This window comes from Pseudomonas putida (genome assembly GCA_029953615.1).
Taxonomy (GTDB): Bacteria; Pseudomonadota; Gammaproteobacteria; order Pseudomonadales; family Pseudomonadaceae; genus Aquipseudomonas.
This window is the reverse complement of record CP124529.1, coordinates 3,319,596-3,338,170: the sequence shown is the minus strand read 5'-3', so window position 1 is coordinate 3,338,170 and position 18,575 is coordinate 3,319,596. Positions and strand designations below refer to the sequence as shown.

Below are 18,575 nucleotides of genomic sequence, written 5' to 3'. Positions count from 1 at the left end.
TCAGGAAAAAGGTTGAAACAATGGGGGGATTGCTTTGGATCAATGGGCCTCTTCGCGGGCTTGCCCGCTCCCACAGGTACCCCACAAACCTGTGGCTTGTGCAGTCCCTGTGGGAGCGGCGGTGCGGCGACCCGACAAGCCCGCGAAGAAGCTGACGCGGAATCAGCGCTTGTCGCGGCGCTTCTTCTCGGCCTTCTTGTGGTGCGACATCAGGCGGCGCTTCTTGTTGACCTGGCGGTCTGTGAGGGTGTTCTTCTTGCCCTCATACGGGTTCTCACCGCCCTTGTACTCGATGCGGATCGGCGTACCGACCAGCTTCAGCACGCGCCGGTAGGTGTTCTCAAGGTAACGCGAGTACGACTTCGGAATCTTGTCGGTCTGGTTGCCATGGATCACGATCAGCGGCGGGTTGGCACCACCGAGGTGGGCATAGCGCAGCTTGATGCGGCGGCCGTTGACCAGCGGCGGCTGGTGCTCGCTCACGGCATCTTCGAGGATCTGCGTCAGGCGGCTGGTCGGCCAGCGAGTGACCGCCGACTTGAACGCAGCCTGCACCGACTTGTACAGGTGGCCCACGCCAGTGCCGTGCAGTGCGGAGATGAAGTGGATGTCGGCGAAGTCGACGAAGAACAGCCGGCGTTCCAGCTCGGTCTTCACGTAGTCACGCTCGCCCGGCTCCATGCCGTCCCACTTGTTCAGCGCAATGACGATGGCGCGGCCGGCTTCCAGGGCGAAGCCCAGCAGGTTCAGGTCATGGTCCACCACACCTTCGCGGGCATCCATGACGAAGATCACCACGTTGGCGTCCTTGATCGCCTGCAGGGTCTTCACCACCGAGAACTTCTCGACTTCCTCGTGGATCTTGCCGCGCTTGCGCACGCCGGCGGTGTCGATGAAGGTGTACTTCTCGTCATCGCGCTCGAACGGGATGTAGATACTGTCGCGGGTGGTGCCCGGCTGGTCGTATACCACCACGCGCTCTTCGCCGAGCATGCGGTTGACCAGGGTCGACTTGCCGACGTTAGGGCGGCCGATGATGGCGATCTTGATGCCATCCTTCTCGCTCGGGCCGGGGATACGCACCGCTTCTTCGCCTTCGGCGACTTCGGCATCCAGCGCTTCCTCGACCTGGTCACGCGGGATGTGGCCAAGCACGGCTTCCATCAGCGCGTTGATGCCACGGCCCTGGGAACCAGCTACCGGAATGGCGTTGCCCATGCCCAGCGGCGAGAACTCGGCGCGGGCGACGTCGGCGTCGATGTTGTCGATCTTGTTGGCAACCAGGATCGCTTCCTTGTTCCGCTTGCGCAGATGCTCGGCGATCATCTGGTCGGCGGCGGTCATGCCGGCGCGGGCATCGACCAGGAACAGCACGTAGTCGGCTTCTTCGATGGCCATGAGCGACTGCTCGGCCATTTTTTCGTCCATGCCCACTTCGTCACCGGTGATACCGCCGGTGTCGATCAGGATGAAGGAGCGACCCTGCCAGCTGGCATCACCGTACTGGCGGTCACGGGTCAGGCCCGACAGGTCACCGACGATGGCATCGCGGGTCTTGGTCAGGCGGTTGAACATGGTGGATTTGCCGACGTTCGGGCGGCCCACCAGGGCGATTACGGGAACCATTCGGCTCTCCACTCTTGAATTCTTGAAAATGCAAAGGCCGCTGCAAGGCAGCGGCCGGAGTTCGGGCGGCGCGTCCTGCGCCGCGGCTTGAAGCCCGCAAGGCTTCAAGCATAGCTTCAGCGGATGGTCAGTGCCTCGAGCTTGCCGCTGTTGCCGAAGACGTAGATGGTGTCGCCGACCACAAGTGGGCGGGCACGCAGACCATCACTGTCGATACGCTCACGGCCGACGAAGCGGCCATCGACCTGGCTCAGCAGGTGCAGGTAACCCTCGAAGTCACCTACCGCCACGTAGCTGGAGAACACCTCAGGCGCGGTCAGCTGGCGGCGAGCCATGGTGTCGTTGCTCCACAGGGCGCTGGACGAGCGCTCGTCGACGCTTTCGACAGTACCCGAAGCTTCGCTGACGTAGACGTTGCCGAAGCCCTGGGCGACACCCACATAGCTGGAGGCATCGCGCTGCCACAGCACGCGGCCGCTTTCCAGGTCCAGGCCCGCAACGCGGCCCTGGTAGGTGCTGACGTACAGGGTACCACCCGACAGCAGCAGGCCGCCGTCGATATCGACCACACGGTCCAGCTCGGAACGGCCCTGCGGAATCGCCACCCGGCTTTCCCACACCGGCACGCCGTTGTTGATGTCCACCGCCACCACCTTGCCGGTGGACAGGCCGGCGACGGCCAGGCGGTTGGTGGCGATCGGCGCGCCGGTACCACGCAGGGTCAGCACCGCCGGGGTGTTTTCGTAGATCCAGCGGCGGTCGCCAGTAGCGGCATCCAGGCCGATCAGGCGGTCGTCCTGGGTCTGCACCACCACCACGTCACCGTTGTTGGCGGGCGGGGCCAGCACTTCGCTGGTCACGCGGGAGCGCCAGCGCTCCTCACCGGTGCTGGAGTCCAGCGCGATGACTTCACCCTTGAGGGTGCCGATCATGACCAGGCCGTAACCCACGCCGACAGCGCCGGATACCGGCAGCTCGAGGTCCTTCTTCCACACCACGTCGCCGGTGATGCGGTCGAGGGCGAAGACTTCGCCGTTAACGTCGGAAGCGTAGATACGGTCGTTTTCGATGGCCGGTACCAGGGTGTTGTAGGTCTCGCCCTGGCCGTCACCGATCGAACGGCTCCACTGCTTCTTCAGCACCACTTCCTCGGTGAACTTGGTCAGCTCGGCCGGGGGCAGTTCCTTCTTGCTGTTGCTGCTGCAACCTGCGGCCAGTACGGCCAGGGTCAGCACTGCTGCATGTTTCCAACCGATCACTTACGCGTCCCCTTTGGCCAAGTCATCCAGCTTCAATTGCAGGCCACCGACCGCCGCCTCATCGGACAGCGCAGCCTTGGCTTTCTCGTAGGCGCTGTGCGCATCGTCGGCGCGGCCCAACTGCACCAGCAGGTCACCTTTCAACTCTTCGCGGCTGGCCAGGAAGGCTTTGTCGGCGTCGCCGTCGAGCAGCTTGAGGGCGTCCTCTGCCTTGTTCTGGGCGGCCAGAACACGTGCCAGGCGCTGACGCGAAATTTCGCCCAGGGTGGCATCGGCCGGCTTGTCCAGCACGCCCTTCAGCTCGGCAGCAGCGTCGTCGAGCTTGCCGCTCTCGACCGCGACCTTGGCCACGAACAGGCTGCCGTACTGGGCGTAGGCGGTACCGCCGAACTCGCTCTTGAGCTTGCCGGCCAGTTCCGCGACCTTGGTCGCGTCAGGCTGGCCAGTCGGCGTCAGGCTGGTTTCCAGCAAGGCCTGGTACAGCTGCGAGGCACCTTGCGACTGATTGTTCTGGTACTTGTGCCAGGTATTCCAGCCCAACACCACCACGCCAGCCAGCAGGGCACCGGTCAGCAGCGGCTTGCCGTTGCGGTTCCACCAGTCCTTGACCCCTGCCAGTTCATCATCGGTACTCGACACCCCAATACTCCTTTTCGCCTATTCGCTTGTTGAACCGCGTTACGCCTGCGCGATCGCGGTTTCCAGGTGCTCTGCCAGAGCATCCCAGGCAATGTTCTGTTGTTCGCCCTGTCCACGCAGGGGCTTGAAGCCGATCTCTTGTCTGGCCAGCTCGTCATCACCGAGGATCAGGGCGAACAGCGCGCCGCTCTTGTCGGCTTTCTTGAACTGGCTCTTGAAGCTGCCACCACCGGCATTGACTGCCAGGCGCAGGCCCGGCAGACGGTCGCGCAGGCCTTCGGACAGGCGCAGGCCGGCCAGCTCCGCCTGCTCGCCAAAGGCGCACAGGTAGACGTCGATCTGCCGGCTGATGGACTCGGGCACCTTGCCCAGGGTTTCCAGCAGCAGGATCAGGCGCTCGATGCCCATGGCGAAACCGACGCCCGGGGTCGGCTTGCCACCCATCTGCTCGACCAGGCCGTCGTAACGGCCACCGGCGCAGACGGTGCCCTGGGCACCGAGCTTGTCGGTGACCCACTCGAACACGGTCTTGCTGTAGTAGTCCAGGCCACGCACCAGCTTGGTGTTGATCACGAACGGGATGCCGGCAGCGTCCAGGCGGGCCTTGAGGCCCTCGAAGTGCACGCGCGACTCTTCGTCCAGGTAGTCTTCCAGCTTCGGCGCGCCGACCAGCACCGCCTGGGTGTTCTGGTCCTTGCTGTCGAGAATGCGCAGCGGGTTGCTTTTCAGGCGACGCTGGCTGTCTTCGTCCAGTTGCTCCAGGCGCGCCGAGAGGAACTCGACCAGCGCGTCACGGTAGCGCGCACGGGCTTCGCTGGTGCCCAGGCTGTTGAGTTCCAGCTTGACCGCATCCTGGATGCCCAGCAGGCCCCACAGGCGCCAGGTCAGCATGATCAGCTCGGCGTCGATGTCCGGGCCGTCCAGGTTGAACACTTCCACACCAATCTGGTGGAACTGCCGGTAGCGGCCCTTCTGCGGGCGCTCGTGGCGGAACATCTGGCCGATGTACCACAGTTTCTGCACCTGGCCGTTGCCGGTGATGCCATGCTCGAGCACGGCACGCACGCAGGCGGCGGTGCCTTCGGGGCGCAGGGTCAGCGAATCGCCGTTGCGGTCCTCGAAGGTGTACATCTCTTTTTCGACGATGTCGGTCACTTCACCGATGGAGCGCTTGAACAGCTCGGTGAATTCAACGATCGGCGTGCGGATCTGGCTGTACCCGTAGGTGTCCAGCAGGCCGGCCACGGTGCCTTCGAAGTAGCGCCACAGCGGCGACTGTTCCGGCAGGATGTCGTTCATGCCACGGATGGCTTGCAGCGATTTGCTCACGAAAAGTCCTTACGAATTCTGTGTGTCAGCCACGGACGATCAGCGCCGCGTCGGCTTCGGCCTTTTCGGCCGCTTTCTGGCGGATGAGCTTTTCCAGCTCGTCGACCAGGTTGTCGTTGGTCAGCTTCTGTGCCGGCTTGCCGTCGATGTAGATCAGGTTCGGCGTACCGCCCGTCAGGCCGACATGCGCTTCCTTGGCCTCACCCGGGCCGTTGACCACGCAACCGATCACCGCCACGTCCAACGGCACCAGCAGGTCTTCCAGGCGCCCTTCCAGCTCGTTCATGGTCTTGACCACATCGAAGTTCTGCCGCGAGCAGCTCGGGCAGGCGATGAAGTTGATGCCGCGCGAGCGCAGGTGCAGCGACTTGAGGATGTCGTAGCCGACTTTCACTTCTTCGACCGGGTCGGCCGCCAGCGAGATACGGATGGTATCGCCAATGCCTTCGGCCAGCAGCATACCGAGGCCGACTGCGGATTTCACTGTCCCCGAGCGCAAGCCACCGGCTTCGGTGATGCCAAGGTGCAGCGGCTGCACGATCTGTTTGGCCAGCAGGCGGTAGGCTTCGACGGCCATGAACACATCGGAGGCCTTGACGCTGACCTTGAAGTCCTGGAAGTCCAGGCGGTCCAGATGCTCGACGTGGCGCAGGGCCGACTCGACCAGCGCCGCCGGGGTCGGTTCGCCGTACTTCTTCTGCAGGTCCTTTTCCAGGGAGCCGGCGTTGACGCCGATACGGATCGGGATACCGCGGTCGCGGGCGGCATCGACCACCGCACGCACACGGTCTTCACGGCCGATGTTGCCCGGGTTGATACGCAGGCAGTCGACACCCAGTTCGGCCACGCGCAGCGCGATCTTGTAGTCGAAGTGGATGTCGGCAACCAGCGGCACGCTGACCTGTTGCTTGATGCGGCCGAACGCCTCGGCGGCGTCCATGTCCGGTACCGACACGCGCACGATGTCCACGCCGGCATCGACCAGGCGCTGGATCTGCGCCACGGTGGCAGCCACATCGTTGGTGTCGGTGTTGGTCATGCTCTGCACCGCGATGGGGGCATCACCACCCACCGGCACATTGCCGACCCAGATTTTGCGGGATTCGCGACGTTTGATCGGAGATTCGCCGTGCATGACTTACTGTCCCAACTTCAGGCGAGCGGTCTCGCCACTGGTGAACGGGGCAACATCGACGGCCTGGCCGTTGTAGCTGACCTGGGCGCCACGGGCAAAGCCCAGGCGTACCGAGAACGGCGGCTTGCCGGTCAGCTCGAGGTTGTCCCCCTTGCGCTTGATGGCGCTGAACAGCACCTTGCCGTTGCCGTCGGTGACCTGGGTCCAGCAATCGGCCACGAACTGGATGGCCACCTTGGCGCTGCCGGCGGGCACTGCGGCCGGGGCGGCAGGCTCGGCGGCAGCGGCCACGGCCGCTACAGGCGTAGCGGGTGCAACTGTCGCCGGGGCCGGGGCAACCGGCGCGGGCGCGGTAGCAGGTACACTGGCGACCGGTGGCACAGGCGCCTGCTGGGCCGGTGCCGGCACTGCGGCAGCGGTAGCGGCAGGCGCCGGGCTCGCCGGTGCAGGTTCGGCGGCGGCAGGCTGTTCGGCAGCGCCCTGCTCCAGCGGCAGCGGTGCGCTCTCGGGTTGCTGGCCAGCGGAAACGGCCTGATCTTCAGGTTCATCGAGCGGGTGAATCTGGGTGGTACCGTCGGCGCTTTCGACTTCGACGTGCTCCAGGGCGATCTTGGCCAGCTCCTTGCCACGCAGGCTGCCCTGGTCCTGCCACCAGACGAAGCCGCCGCCCACAACTGCCACCAGCAGCAGCAGGCTGACGCCACGCAGGATGTTGTGCGACAGGCGCACCGGCTCTTCGATACGGCCCAGCGAGTGCACGTCGCTGCCTTTGGCGTGGGTGCCGGTGTAACGGTCGAAGGCCTCCACCAGGGCAGCCTGGTCCAGGTCCATCAGCTTGGCATAGGCGCGGATATAACCACGGGCGAAGGTATGCCCCGGCAGCTTGTCGAAGGCGCCGGTTTCCACGTGGTTCAACGAACTGACAGTGAGGTTGAGCTTGCGGGCCACCTCGGCTTGTGACCAGTCCCGCTTCTCACGGGCCTGACGCAAAAGCTCACCGGGGTTCTGGCCAGGCGCTACTGCTACTTCGGGATGCGCGGCTTTCATCGTTGCTCCGACAGGTATTGCTGATATTCCGGCGTACCGGGATAAAGTCGTTGTAATTGCTGGCCCAGCTCGGCCAGTGTGCCCTGCTCGTCGAATACCCTGGCAAGGCGGCTGCCCAGCAGCAGGCTACGGGCATCGTGGTCACTCAACTGGCTGAAACGATCGTAGTAGTCCCGGGCCGGCACATAATGCCTGTTTTCGTAGGACAACTCAGCCATTTCCAGCAACGCTTTCGGTTGCCGCTGGTTGAGTTGCAAAGCTTTCAGCAGATACGCATGGGCCTGGTCGCGGCGCTCGAGCTTAAGGGCGGTCAGGCCCAGGTTCTCGTACACGCGTGAGCGCTCAGGATACAGGGTATCGGCGCTGGCCAGGCGAAACATCTGTTCGGCCTCGACAAATCGCCCCTGAGCATAAAGGAAACTGCCGTAATTGTTGCGAATTCGCGTGCTGCCCGTGCGCGCCTGCAGCGCCTTGCGAAAGTGCGCTTCGGCCAGCGACGGCTCGCCTTCGGCCTGGAACACCAGCGCCAGGGCGGCGTGCGCATCGGCATCACCGCCATCCAGCGCCAGGGCCTTGCCCAGCGGCACCTTGGCCTGCCCGGTCAAACCCTGTTGCAAATAACCCAGCCCAAGCTGCACATAGGCCCGCCCCGCCTCGGCCCTGCCCTGGCGGCTGGCCAGGGGGTCTCCCGTGCCGCCCGACACGCAGCCGGCCAGCAGCGAAAGCGCAAGGATCGACAGCGCGGCGCGCAGGCTCATGGGCAAGGTCCCGGTCAGTGGCTGGCGGGGCTGTCTTGCAGCTCGGCGTCCGCGGACAGCTGGCGTACAGCGATGTAGCGCTCGCTGCGGCGGGTGCGGTCATTGACCTGGCCGACCAGTTGACCACAGGCAGCGTCAATATCATCACCGCGGGTGGTGCGGGTGGTGACGTTGAAGCCACCGTGGTGCAACAGGTCCTGGAAGCGGCGGATGGCGTTGTTGCTCGGCCGCTCGTAGCCGGAGTGCGGGAACGGGTTGAACGGGATCAGGTTGATCTTGCATGGCACGTCGCGCAGCAGCTCGATCATCTGCGCAGCATGCTCAGGCTGGTCGTTGACGTCCTTGAGCAGGGTGTACTCGATGGTCAGCACCCGCTTGCCACCCAGGGTGGACATGTAGCCCATGCACGATTCCAGCAGCATCTTCAGCGGGTACTTCTTGTTGATCGGTACCAGCTTGTTGCGCAGTTCGTCGTTCGGTGCGTGCAGCGACAGGGCCAGCGACACATCGATGTGCTTGGCCAGCTCGTCGATCATCGGCACCACGCCCGAGGTGGACAGGGTGACGCGACGCTTGGAAATGCCATAGCCCAGATCTTCCATCATGATCTTCATGGCGGCGATGACATTGTCGAAATTCAGCAGGGGTTCGCCCATGCCCATCATGACCACGTTGGTAATGGCGCGGTCGATCTTGGCCGGAACGGTCCCGAAGGATTTGTTGGCAAGCCACACCTGGCCGATCACTTCGGCGGCGGTGAGGTTGCTGTTGAAGCCTTGCTTGCCGGTGGAGCAGAAGCTGCAGTCCAGTGCACAGCCGGCTTGCGACGACACGCACAGGGTGCCGCGATCGTCGGTGGGGATGTAGACGGTTTCGACGCAGCTGCCGGAGGCAACGCGGACCACCCACTTGCGGGTGCCGTCGGCGGAAATGTCTTCACTGACCACTTCCGGGCCCCGAATCTCGGCAACGGCCTCGAGCTTTTCGCGCAAGGCCTTGCCGACATTGGTCATGGCGGCGAAATCGTCGACGCCAAAGTGGTGAATCCATTTCATGACCTGACCGGCACGAAAACGCTTCTCTCCGATCGACTCGAAGAATTTTTCCATTTCCTGCAGGGTCAGGCCCAACAGGTTGATCTTGCCAGTCATGTCACTCATGGAATCACCCAAGACCTGCTTCGCTTAGCGAATGCGGTCGCACAGCTCGGTAGCGGAGAAGAAGTAAGCGATTTCGCGGGCAGCCGAAGCTTCCGAGTCGGAACCGTGAACAGCGTTCTCATCGATGGAAACGGCGAAGTCAGCACGGATGGTGCCGGCAGCAGCTTCTTTCGGGTTGGTGGCGCCCATCAGTTCGCGGTTGGCCAGAACGGCGTTTTTCGCCTTCCAGAACCTGAACGATGACCGGGCCGGAAGTCATGAAGGCAACCAGGTCGGCGAAGAAGCCGCGCTCTTTGTGCTCGGCGTAGAAGCCTTCGGCTTCGGCTTTCGACAGTTGCTTCATTTTCGAAGCGACGACGCGCAGGCCGGCTTTCTCGAAGCGAGTGGTGATCTCGCCGATGACGTTCTTGGCAACGGCGTCAGGCTTGATGATGGAGAAAGTACGTTGAACAGCCATGGAAAACTCCAGAAAAATGAGTGTTGCGAAAAATTAAACCCGCGAATTATACGCGGGTTCCAGGGGATTGCCTAACCTGCAGGACGCGTTCAGTCGGCTTCTTCGATCCAGGCCGCCTGGATGGCCTCGAGCACTTTCTCACCGCCGCGTGACGGATCGTCGCTGAATTCTGGCAAGGCCAGCACCCAACGGTGCAGATCGACGAAATTCACATAACGAGGATCGACGTCCGGCTTGCTTTCTGCAAGCTGAATGGCGATCTCAAGTACATCAATCCATTTCAGGCTCATGGGGCAAACCTCAGTGCGGCGCTTCGGCGGCGTGGTTGAGCGAATACTTGGGGATCTCGATGACCAGGTCCTGGTCAGCGACGACCACCTGGCAGCCGAGGCGCGATTGAGCCTCCAGGCCCCAGGCCTTGTCCAGCATGTCCTCTTCCAGTTCGTCGGCTTCTTCGAGCGAGTCGAAACCCTTGCGCACGATGCAGTGGCAAGTGGTGCAGGCCTTGACGCCGCCGCAGGCGCTTTCCATCTCGATGTGATGGTCGTGGGCCAGTTCCAGGATGTTGGTCCCGGGTTCGACCTCCACGGTCAGGCCTTCGGGGCAGAACTTCTCGTGCGGCAGGAATGTCACCAGCGGCATCGGTTACTCCTCGATCTCATTCAGGTTGCGCCCGGCCAGTGCGGCTTTGACCGTCGAATCAAGGCGGCGGGCGGCAAATGCGTCGGTCACCTGCGACAGACGCTTGGTCTGTTGCTCGATGGCTGCGCCATCGGTGCCGGCCAACAAATCACGTAGTTCTTGCATCTGGAATTCGATGGCGTCGCGCTCGTCACTGCTGAGCAGGCGCTCACCGTCGGCGTCCAGGGCGCCCTGTACCGCTTCGAGCAGGCGCTCGCCGTCCACCTGGTGTTCACGCAGCTGGCGGGCCTGCTTGTCGGACCCTGCGTGTTCGAAGGAGTCCTTGAGCATGCGGGCGATTTCGCCGTCGGTCAGGCCGTAGGACGGCTTGACCTGGATGCTGGCTTCCACGCCCGAACCCAGCTCGCGGGCGGCGACGCTGAGCAGGCCGTCGGCGTCGACCTGGAAGGTGACGCGGATTTTCGCCGCACCGGCGACCATGGCCGGGATGCCACGCAGCTCGAAGCGCGCCAGCGAGCGGCAGTCGCTGATCAACTCGCGCTCGCCCTGCAGCACGTGGATCATCATGGCCGTCTGGCCATCTTTATAGGTGGTGAACTCCTGGGCGCGGGCCACCGGGATGGTGGTGTTGCGCGGGATCACCTTCTCCATCAGCCCGCCCATGGTCTCAAGGCCAAGCGACAGCGGGATGACGTCCAACAGCAGCAGTTCGCCACCTTCACGGCGGTTGCCGGCCAGGGTATCGGCCTGGATGGCGGCACCGATGGCCACCACCTGGTCGGGGTCGATCGAGGTCAGCGGGGTACGGCCGAACAGTGCACCGACGGCTTCACGAACACGCGGTACGCGGGTCGAACCACCGACCATGACCACGGCGCTGACTTCTTCCAGCTCGATACCGCTGTCACGCACGGCGCGGCGGCAGGCCTTGAGGCTACGGGCCACCATGGGCTCGATCATGGCTTCGAAGCCGGCGCGGCTCAGCTCGCCCTGCCAGGCGCCGTGGCTGACGCTGACCACGTCGGCGTCGGTCAGGGCTTCCTTGGCGGCGCAGGCGGTTTGCAACAGCGCACGCTGGGTGGCCGGGTCCAGGTCGGACGACAGCCCGGCCTGTTCGATGATCCAGCCGGCAATGGCATGGTCGAAGTCGTCACCACCCAGGGCAGTGTCGCCACCGGTGGCCAGCACTTCGAATACCCCGGCAGTCAGGCGCAGGATGGAAATGTCGAACGTACCGCCGCCCAGATCGTAGATGGCAACCACGCCTTCGGCGTTCTGGTCCAGGCCATAGGCCACGGCAGCGGCAGTCGGCTCGTTGAGCAGGCGCAGCACGTTCAGGCCGGCCAGGCGTGCAGCGTCCTTGGTGGCCTGGCGCTGGGCATCGTCGAAATAGGCCGGCACGGTGATCACTGCCCCCACCAGCTCACCACCGAGGGTGGCTTCGGCACGCTCGCGCAGCACCTTGAGGATATCGGCGGACACTTCCACCGGGCTTTTCGGCCCTTGCACGGTGTCGATGAACGGCATGTGCGATTCACCGCCAACGAAGCGGTACGGCAACTGCTCGCCCAGCTGCTTGACGTCGGCCAGGCCGCGCCCCATCAGGCGCTTGACCGAAAGCACGGTGTTCAGCGGGTCGCTGGAAGCGGCATCGCGTGCCGCCTGCCCCACTTCGTTGCGCCCTTCGAGGTAGCGCACCGCGGACGGCAGAATGACATTGCCCTGTGCGTCGGGCAGGGGCTCGCTACGGCCGCTGCGCAATGCGGCAACCAGGGAGTTGGTGGTACCCAGGTCGATCCCCACCGCCAGGCGGCGCTGGTGCGGCTGAGGGCTTTGACCGGGTTCGGCAATCTGCAGTAGGGCCATGCTTATCTGAATACCTTAGGTGCCATCACGGGCAGCACCGGGTTAATCGTCGAGGCGCTCTTCCAGTTGGCGCACTTCTTGGGCGAGCTTGTCGAGGAACTGCATGCGGCGCATCAGGCGTTCAGCCTTGTCGCGCTCGCCAGGGGCGTCCCAGCAGGCGGCAAAGTCCTCGTTCAGCGTGTCCTGGGCGACCTTCAGGCGCTTCTTGAACACGGCCACGCCATCGAGGTCGGCTTCGTCCTGCAGTTCTTCGAGCTCTTCGCGCCACTGCATCTGCTGCAACAGGAAGTCCGGGTCGTGGACCGTGACTTCCTGGGGCACTTCGTGGCCGCCGATGGCCAGCAGGTAGCGGGCACGACGCGGCGCACTGCGCAGGGTCTGGTAGGCGTCGTTGAGGGCTGCGGACTTTTCCAGCGCCACGCGTTGCTCGCGCTCGGAGGCGTCGGCGAAGCGGTCGGGATGGACTTCGCGGGCCAGCTCGCGATAGCGAGTGGCCAGCTTGTCGAGATCCAGGCGGAAGCTTGGCTGGAGGTCAAACAATGCGAAATGACAAAGAGTACCCACAGCCAGCCTCAAACGTTGAAGCTTTCGCCGCAGCCACATTCACCGCGCACGTTAGGGTTGTTGAACTTGAAGCCTTCGTTCAACCCTTCCTTGACGAAGTCCAGTTCGGTGCCATCGAGGTAGACCAGGCTCTTGGGATCGATGATCACCTTGACGCCATGGTTCTCGAACACCTGGTCTTCGTCCGCCAGCTCGTCGACGAACTCCAGCACGTAGGCCAGGCCCGAGCAACCGGTGGTGCGCACGCCCAGGCGAATGCCTTCACCCTTGCCACGCCCTTCCAGGGAACGCCGCACGTGGTTGGCGGCGGCTTCTGTCATGCTGATAGCCATCAGGACTCCTTACCTCGCAACAGGCGACTTAGATCAAGCCTTTCTTCTGCTTGTAATCGCGTACGGCTGCCTTGATGGCATCTTCGGCGAGAACCGAGCAGTGGATCTTGACCGGCGGCAACGCCAGTTCTTCGGCCAGCTGGGTGTTCTTGATGGTTTCGGCTTCGTCCAGGGTCTTGCCCTTCATCCACTCGGTGGCGAGGGAGCTGGAAGCAATGGCCGAACCGCAACCGTAGGTCTTGAACTTGGCGTCTTCGATCACGCCCTGCTCGTTGACCTTGATCTGCAGACGCATCACGTCACCGCAGGCCGGTGCGCCGACCATGCCGGTACCGACGTCCGGATCTTCGGCGTTCATCTTGCCGACGTTGCGCGGGTTTTCGTAGTGGTCGATGACCTTTTCACTGTATGCCATGGTGCAATTCCTTCCTCATCAGGGAGCCGCTCTTGCCGGCGACTGCTTAGTGGGCGGCCCACTCGATCTTGGAGATGTCAACGCCGTCTTTGTACATGTCCCACAGCGGCGACAGCTCACGCAGTTTGTTCACGGCCTCGCAGACTTTCTGCGCGGCGTAGTCGACTTCTTCTTCGGTGGTGAAGCGGCCGAAGGAGAAGCGGATCGAGCTGTGCGCCAGCTCGTCGTTGCGGCCCAGGGCGCGCAGTACGTAGGACGGTTCGAGCGACGCGGAGGTGCAGGCCGAACCGGACGATACGGCGATGTCCTTCAGCGACATCAGCAGCGATTCGCCTTCGACGTAGTTGAAGCTCAGGTTCAGGTTGTGGGGTACGCGGGCAGTCTTGCTGCCGTTGACGTACAGCTCTTCGAGGTCCGAGACCTGCTTGAAGAAGCGGTCGCTCAGGGCCTTGATGCGCACGTTTTCCGCGGCCATTTCCTGCTTGGCGATGGCAAAGGCTTCGCCCATGCCGACGATCTGGTGGGTCGGCAGGGTGCCCGAACGCATGCCGCGCTCATGGCCACCGCCATGGATGATGGCTTCCAGACGTACACGCGGCTTGCGGCTGACGTACAGCGCGCCGATGCCTTTCGGGCCGTAGACCTTGTGCGCCGAGAACGACATCAGGTCGACCTTCAGCTTTTGCAGGTCGATTTCGACCTTGCCGGCCGACTGCGCGGCGTCAACGTGGAACAGCACGCCGCGCGAGCGGGTCAGTTCACCGATGGCGGCGATATCGTTGATCGAGCCGACTTCGTTATTCACGTGCATCAGCGACACCAGGATGGTGTCGTCGCGCAGCGCCGCCTCGACCATGGCCGGGGTGACGATGCCGTCTTCGCCTGGCTCGAGGTAGGTGACCTCGAAGCCTTCACGCTCCAGCTGGCGAGCGGTGTCCAGGACCGCCTTGTGCTCGATCTTGGAGGTGATGATGTGCTTGCCCTTGGTCTGATAGAAGTGCGCGACGCCCTTGAGTGCGAGGTTGTCGGACTCGGTGGCACCGCTGGTCCAGACGATTTCGCGCGGATCGGCGTTGATCAGCTCGGCAACCTGGCGGCGACCGTTCTCGACCGCTTCCTCGGCTTTCCAGCCAAAGACGTGGGAGCGCGAAGCCGGGTTACCGAAGTTCCCGTCGACCAGCAGGCAGTCGGCCATCTTCTGGGCCACACGTGGGTCGACCGGGGTGGTCGCGGAGTAATCGAGGTAGATCGGCAACTTCATTTGTCTCTCCTATCAGGCGGTGGCGTCGCTCGTCGTCCCAAGGGGATCAATCGACGGCGGACGTCTCAATCTTGTCCAGCTGGGCGGCTCGGCCTGCGACACGCCGCAGGTCCTGGCGCTGGGCGACTTCCTGCACCTCACGGCGCATGACGAGGTCAGCCAGGCTGATGCCGCTGAGGAATTCATGGATCTGCTGGCTGAGGTCGCACCACAGGTGGTGGGTCAGGCAGGTGTCACCGGCATGGCAGTCCCCGAGGCCCTGGCAGCGGGTGGCATCGACCGATTCGTTGACCGCATCGATGACCTGGGCCACCTGGATGGTTTCCATGCCCCGCGACAGTTGGTAACCACCGCCTGGACCACGCACGCTGGAGACCAGGCTGCTGCGGCGCAGCTTGGCGAACAGCTGTTCCAGATAAGAGAGGGAAATGCCCTGGCGCTCGGAAATGTCGGCCAAAGACACCGGCCCATGCTGCGCGTGCAACGCCAGGTCGAGCATGGCGGTCACGGCGTATCGGCCTTTGGTAGTCAGTCGCATGGCTATTGGGTACCACGGGAGTTTCGGGATGAGTGCGAGTATGCGATTCCCGAGCATTTAAGTCAACTATTAGACCTAGTGCTTTAGTCGGGTTTGCATCGGGGAGGCGGGCGCGATTGTAGCAGACAGGGGGCGTGAGCACACGCCCCGTATGTCACCACGCTTTCAGTACGGCGCAATCAATGCGACTGCGTGTCGCGCTGGGCCAACTCGGCCACTTCCTTGAAGTCATCTTCCGGCAGGGCTGGCAGCTCCTTGGCGCAATAATCGCTACCCATCCTGGTCAGGGCGCCGCACATGCCCTCCAGCCGCTCGTCGACTGCCTGCAGGTGGTCGAGCATCTGGCCGATGGCACGAGCCACCGGGTCGGGCATGTCGCCACTGACACCATAGGCATCAAAGCCGATTTTCTCGGCCATGGCCTTGCGCCTGGCCTCGAGCTCATTGTCTTCGCTCTTGACGATGATTCGCCCAGGGATGCCGACCGCCGTGGCGCCGGCCGGCACCGCCTTGGTCACCACCGCATTGGAACCGATCTTGGCCCCGGCCCCGACGGTGAACGGCCCGAGCACCTTGGCCCCCGCCCCTACCACCACGCCGTTTTCCAGGGTGGGGTGACGCTTGCCTTTGTTCCAACTGGTACCCGCCCAGGGTCACGCCCTGGTAAAGCGTGACATCGTCGCCGATCTCGGCTGTTTCGCCGATGACGATGCCCATGCCGTGGTCGATGAAGAAGCGTCGGCCGATGGTGGCGCCGGGGTGGATCTCGATGCCGGTCAGCCAGCGGCCGAAGTTCGACACCAGGCGGGCCAGCCACTTTAAATCACGCTTCCACAGGGCATTGCCCAGGCGGTGCAGCCAGATGGCGTGCATGCCCGGGTAGCAGGTGAGCACCTCGAAGGCGTTGCGCGCGGCAGGGTCACGGTGGAATACGCTTTGAATATCTTCACGCAGGCGTTCGAACATCTGTCAGTCCTTCCGTTTATGCGGCTCGCCCCGGACCACTTTCTGGGTCTCGGTGAGAATGCCGCGCAAAATGCTCATTTCCGAACGTTCAACCGCGACCCGCCCATACAGCCGGCGCAGGCGCGGCATCAGGTGCTTGGGCTTGTCGGGGTCAAGGAAACCGATGCCGACCAGGGTTTTTTCCAGGTGGTCGTAGAACAGCTCCATTTCGTCCATGGTCGCCAGCTCGCTGGCGTCAACCTTCTCGACCTTGCCCGGCGCTGCACCGGCGGCCAGCCAGGCCATGCGCACCTCGTAGGAGAGCACCTGGACAGCGGCGGCCAGGTTCAGCGAGCTGAAGTCGGGGTTGGAGGGAATGTGCACGTGGAAGTGACATCGCTGCAGTTCTTCGTTGGTCAGGCCGGCGTGTTCACGCCCGAACACCAGGGCGATTTCCTCGCCCCCGTTGGCATGCTCCACCGCCTTGGCCCCGCACTCGCGCGGGCCGATCAGCGGCCAGGGGATGCTCCGTTCACGGGCGCTGGTGCCCATCACCAGGTTGCAGCCGACCAGCGCCTGCTCGAGGCTGTCGACCACCTGGGCATTGGCCAGCACATCGTCGGCACCCGAGGCTCGGGCACTGGCGTCCTCGGCGGGGAACGCTTTCGGCTGCACCAGCACCAGACGCGACAAGCCCATGTTTTTCATGGCTCGCGCAGCGCCGCCGATGTTGCCGGGGTGGCTGGTATTGACCAGAACAACACGAATATTTTGCAGCAAGGTGTTGTGCTCACAGATGCAGGAATCAGGGCCTTCGATCTTACAGAACCGACAGACGTAACGCCACGAAAGCAAATGTGACACTTCTGCCGCCAAAGTTTTCTGCTAGAATGATCGGCTTTCTTCTTTAACATCTCCAGGTGACCCGCCCATGCAGCCTATGCTGAATATCGCCCTGCGCGCCGCTCGCAGCGCCAGTGAACTGATTTTCCGCTCCATCGAACGCCTGGATAGCATCAAGGTCGATGAGAAAGAGGCCAAGGACTACGTTTCCGAAGTCGATCGCGCTGCCGAGCAGAGCATCGTCAACGCCCTGCGCAAGGCCTACCCGAACCACTCCATCCAGGGCGAGGAAACCGGCCTGCACGCGGGTAGCGGCGAAGAAGGCAAGGATTACCTGTGGATCATCGACCCGCTGGACGGCACCACCAACTTCCTGCGTGGCATCCCGCACTTCGCGGTCAGCATCGCCTGCAAATACCGTGGCCGCCTTGAGCACGCCGTGATCGTCGACCCGGTTCGCCAGGAAGAATTCACCGCCAGCCGTGGCCGTGGCGCCCAGCTCAACGGTCGCCGCCTGCGTGTCAGCTCGCGCACCAGCCTGGAAGGCGCCCTGCTGGGCACCGGCTTCCCGTTCCGCGACAGCCAGATGGCCGACCTGGACAACTACCTGGGCATGTTCCGCGCCCTGACTGGCCAGACCGCCGGCATCCGCCGCGCCGGCTCCGCCAGCCTGGACCTGGCCTACGTGGCTGCTGGCCGTTTCGACGCCTTCTGGGAGTCGGGCCTGTCCGAGTGGGACATGGCGGCTGGCGTGCTGCTGATTCAGGAAGCTGGCGGCCTGGTCAGCGACTTCAACGGTGGCCACGACTTCCTCGACAAGGGCCATATCGTTGCGGGCAACATCAAGTGCTTCAAGGCCGTGCTGACGGCCATCCAGCCGCACCTGCCAGAAAGCATGAAGCGCTAAGCGCGAATTGCAGATACGAAAAAGCACCCCGCGGGGTGCTTTTTTTGTGCCTGTACCCATATCCCAAGGCTTTCGGGATCCGTGCAGGAGCGGCCTTGTGTCGCGAAAGGGGTGCGAAGCAGCCCCGACAATCTCTGATATGCCACAGATCATGGGGGCGCTTCGCACCCCTTCGCGACACAAGGCCGCTCCTACAAAGAGCAGACCGCGCCGGGACTTACTGCCCGGCTTCGCTGAGAATCAGCTTGCCATTCTTGTCCACCGGAATGGTCGACCCGGGCTCGTGATCCATCTTCACCTGGCCCACCTTGTCGCCAATGGTGTACTTCACGTTGTAGCCCACCACTTTCTCACTGATGTCGTTGACTGTATTGCAGCGGGTTTGCGTGGTGGTGTAGGTGTCACGCTCCTGCATGCCTTCCTGCACCTTGTTACCGGCATAGCCACCACCGACCGCACCGGCCACGGTGGCGATCTTCTTGCCGCTACCACCACCGATCTGGTTGCCCAGCAGGCCACCGGCAATGGCGCCCACCACGGTACCGGCGATCTGGTGCTGGTCCTTGACCGGCGCCTGCCGCGTCACTGCGACATCCTTGCAGACCTCACGGGGGGTTTTTACCTGTTGTTTGATCGGTTGCACGTCGGTGACCTGCGCATATTCAGGCCCCTTGTTGACCAAGCTGTAGGTCGCGACAGCACCTCCGGCAGTCACACCGACAGCACCCAGTACCGCACCCACCAGCATTGATTTGTTCACATGAACCTCCTGATCATACCCGCGGGTCCGACCCGCCTTCTCCCAGCCTTGGAGCGAAAAAAAAGGCGCAAGTTCAACACTTGCGCCTTTTC

General features: G+C 63.3%; 19 protein-coding genes and 2 pseudogenes. 1 reads left to right on the top strand and 20 read right to left on the bottom strand.

The window, feature by feature from the left end:
• Positions 1–162: 162 nt before the first annotated feature.
• The 19 genes and pseudogenes from der to trmJ all read right to left on the bottom strand — a co-directional run bounded on the left by der (position 163) and on the right by trmJ (position 16,753).
• Positions 163–1,626 carry a ribosome biogenesis GTPase Der gene (gene der, locus QIY50_15350; protein ID WGV18823.1) on the bottom strand — a complete coding sequence of 488 codons (1,464 nt, stop codon included), beginning with the start codon at positions 1,624–1,626 and terminating at the stop codon, positions 163–165.
• A gap of 116 nt (positions 1,627–1,742) precedes the next feature.
• Complete coding sequence (bamB, locus tag QIY50_15345; protein ID WGV18822.1) at positions 1,743–2,885, bottom strand: outer membrane protein assembly factor BamB; 1,143 nt, start codon at positions 2,883–2,885, stop codon at positions 1,743–1,745.
• Positions 2,886–3,524, bottom strand: coding sequence for a tetratricopeptide repeat protein (locus QIY50_15340; protein WGV18821.1), 639 nt, complete (start codon positions 3,522–3,524; stop codon positions 2,886–2,888).
• 39 nt (positions 3,525–3,563) lie between these two features.
• Positions 3,564–4,853 (bottom strand): histidine--tRNA ligase, encoded by a 1,290-nt coding sequence (gene hisS, locus QIY50_15335; protein ID WGV18820.1) that lies wholly within the window; start codon positions 4,851–4,853, stop codon positions 3,564–3,566.
• A 25-nt stretch (positions 4,854–4,878) separates the two neighbouring features.
• Positions 4,879–5,988 (bottom strand): flavodoxin-dependent (E)-4-hydroxy-3-methylbut-2-enyl-diphosphate synthase, encoded by a 1,110-nt coding sequence (ispG, locus tag QIY50_15330; GenBank protein WGV18819.1) that lies wholly within the window; start codon positions 5,986–5,988, stop codon positions 4,879–4,881.
• Between the two features lie 3 nt (positions 5,989–5,991).
• Positions 5,992–7,035, bottom strand: a complete 1,044-nt coding sequence (locus QIY50_15325) for a DUF4115 domain-containing protein (GenBank protein ID WGV18818.1) — start codon at positions 7,033–7,035, stop codon at positions 5,992–5,994.
• Positions 7,032–7,793: a type IV pilus biogenesis/stability protein PilW gene (gene pilW, locus QIY50_15320; protein WGV18817.1), complete on the bottom strand. Its 762-nt coding sequence runs from the start codon at positions 7,791–7,793 to the stop codon at positions 7,032–7,034. Before pilW ends, QIY50_15325 begins: the two co-directional genes overlap by 4 nt.
• Positions 7,794–7,807: 14 nt before the next feature.
• Positions 7,808–8,953, bottom strand: a complete 1,146-nt coding sequence (gene rlmN / locus QIY50_15315) for a 23S rRNA (adenine(2503)-C(2))-methyltransferase RlmN (GenBank protein WGV18816.1) — start codon at positions 8,951–8,953, stop codon at positions 7,808–7,810.
• 24 nt (positions 8,954–8,977) lie between these two features.
• Positions 8,978–9,410, bottom strand: a pseudogene (gene ndk, locus QIY50_15310) (nucleoside-diphosphate kinase).
• An 89-nt stretch (positions 9,411–9,499) separates the two neighbouring features.
• Positions 9,500–9,700, bottom strand: coding sequence for a Fe-S cluster assembly protein IscX (gene iscX, locus QIY50_15305; protein ID WGV18815.1), 201 nt, complete (start codon positions 9,698–9,700; stop codon positions 9,500–9,502).
• A 10-nt stretch (positions 9,701–9,710) separates the two neighbouring features.
• Positions 9,711–10,052, bottom strand: a complete 342-nt coding sequence (fdx, locus tag QIY50_15300) for an ISC system 2Fe-2S type ferredoxin (protein WGV18814.1) — start codon at positions 10,050–10,052, stop codon at positions 9,711–9,713.
• A gap of 3 nt (positions 10,053–10,055) precedes the next feature.
• On the bottom strand, positions 10,056–11,918 hold the full coding sequence (gene hscA, locus QIY50_15295; GenBank protein WGV18813.1) for a Fe-S protein assembly chaperone HscA: 1,863 nt from the start codon (positions 11,916–11,918) through the stop codon (positions 10,056–10,058).
• 42 nt (positions 11,919–11,960) lie between these two features.
• A complete protein-coding gene (hscB, locus tag QIY50_15290; protein WGV18812.1) occupies positions 11,961–12,482 on the bottom strand; it encodes a co-chaperone HscB in 522 nt (173 codons plus the stop codon).
• An 8-nt stretch (positions 12,483–12,490) separates the two neighbouring features.
• Positions 12,491–12,814, bottom strand: coding sequence for an iron-sulfur cluster assembly protein IscA (gene iscA / locus QIY50_15285; GenBank protein WGV18811.1), 324 nt, complete (start codon positions 12,812–12,814; stop codon positions 12,491–12,493).
• Between the two features lie 28 nt (positions 12,815–12,842).
• Positions 12,843–13,229, bottom strand: a complete 387-nt coding sequence (gene iscU / locus QIY50_15280; protein WGV18810.1) for a Fe-S cluster assembly scaffold IscU — start codon at positions 13,227–13,229, stop codon at positions 12,843–12,845.
• Positions 13,230–13,275: 46 nt separating this feature from the next.
• On the bottom strand, positions 13,276–14,490 hold the full coding sequence (locus QIY50_15275; GenBank protein WGV18809.1) for an IscS subfamily cysteine desulfurase: 1,215 nt from the start codon (positions 14,488–14,490) through the stop codon (positions 13,276–13,278).
• 46 nt (positions 14,491–14,536) lie between these two features.
• Positions 14,537–15,028, bottom strand: a complete 492-nt coding sequence (iscR, locus tag QIY50_15270; GenBank protein ID WGV18808.1) for a Fe-S cluster assembly transcriptional regulator IscR — start codon at positions 15,026–15,028, stop codon at positions 14,537–14,539.
• Positions 15,029–15,207: 179 nt separating this feature from the next.
• Positions 15,208–15,994, bottom strand: a pseudogene (gene cysE, locus QIY50_15265) (serine O-acetyltransferase).
• A gap of 3 nt (positions 15,995–15,997) precedes the next feature.
• Positions 15,998–16,753 carry a tRNA (cytosine(32)/uridine(32)-2'-O)-methyltransferase TrmJ gene (gene trmJ / locus QIY50_15260; GenBank protein WGV18807.1) on the bottom strand — a complete coding sequence of 252 codons (756 nt, stop codon included), beginning with the start codon at positions 16,751–16,753 and terminating at the stop codon, positions 15,998–16,000.
• Between the two features lie 151 nt (positions 16,754–16,904).
• On the opposite strand from trmJ, the gene suhB reads away from it, so the two are divergent.
• A complete protein-coding gene (gene suhB, locus QIY50_15255; protein WGV18806.1) occupies positions 16,905–17,723 on the top strand; it encodes an inositol-phosphate phosphatase in 819 nt (272 codons plus the stop codon).
• 217 nt (positions 17,724–17,940) lie between these two features.
• Here the strand turns inward: suhB and QIY50_15250 are convergent, their stop codons facing one another.
• The gene (locus tag QIY50_15250) at positions 17,941–18,483 is read right to left on the bottom strand and encodes a glycine zipper 2TM domain-containing protein (protein WGV18805.1); all 543 of its coding nucleotides are present in this window, start codon (positions 18,481–18,483) and stop codon (positions 17,941–17,943) included.
• Positions 18,484–18,575: the final 92 nt, after the last annotated feature.

Bases quoted from the DNA above. Each gene is read 5' to 3' on its own strand.
- der (WGV18823.1), bottom strand. From the start codon at position 1,626: ATGGTTCCCGTAATCGCCCTGGTGGGCCGCCCGAACGTCGGCAAATCC.
- ispG (WGV18819.1), bottom strand. From the start codon at position 5,988: ATGCACGGCGAATCTCCGATCAAACGTCGCGAATCCCGCAAAATCTGG.
- QIY50_15325 (WGV18818.1), bottom strand. From the start codon at position 7,035: ATGAAAGCCGCGCATCCCGAAGTAGCAGTAGCGCCTGGCCAGAACCCC.
- pilW (WGV18817.1), bottom strand. From the start codon at position 7,793: ATGAGCCTGCGCGCCGCGCTGTCGATCCTTGCGCTTTCGCTGCTGGCC.
- rlmN (WGV18816.1), bottom strand. From the start codon at position 8,953: ATGAGTGACATGACTGGCAAGATCAACCTGTTGGGCCTGACCCTGCAG.
- iscX (WGV18815.1), bottom strand. From the start codon at position 9,700: ATGAGCCTGAAATGGATTGATGTACTTGAGATCGCCATTCAGCTTGCA.
- fdx (WGV18814.1), bottom strand. From the start codon at position 10,052: ATGCCGCTGGTGACATTCCTGCCGCACGAGAAGTTCTGCCCCGAAGGC.
- hscA (WGV18813.1), bottom strand. From the start codon at position 11,918: ATGGCCCTACTGCAGATTGCCGAACCCGGTCAAAGCCCTCAGCCGCAC.
- iscA (WGV18811.1), bottom strand. From the start codon at position 12,814: ATGGCTATCAGCATGACAGAAGCCGCCGCCAACCACGTGCGGCGTTCC.
- iscU (WGV18810.1), bottom strand. From the start codon at position 13,229: ATGGCATACAGTGAAAAGGTCATCGACCACTACGAAAACCCGCGCAAC.
- QIY50_15275 (WGV18809.1), bottom strand. From the start codon at position 14,490: ATGAAGTTGCCGATCTACCTCGATTACTCCGCGACCACCCCGGTCGAC.
- iscR (WGV18808.1), bottom strand. From the start codon at position 15,028: ATGCGACTGACTACCAAAGGCCGATACGCCGTGACCGCCATGCTCGAC.
- suhB (WGV18806.1), top strand. From the start codon at position 16,905: ATGCAGCCTATGCTGAATATCGCCCTGCGCGCCGCTCGCAGCGCCAGT.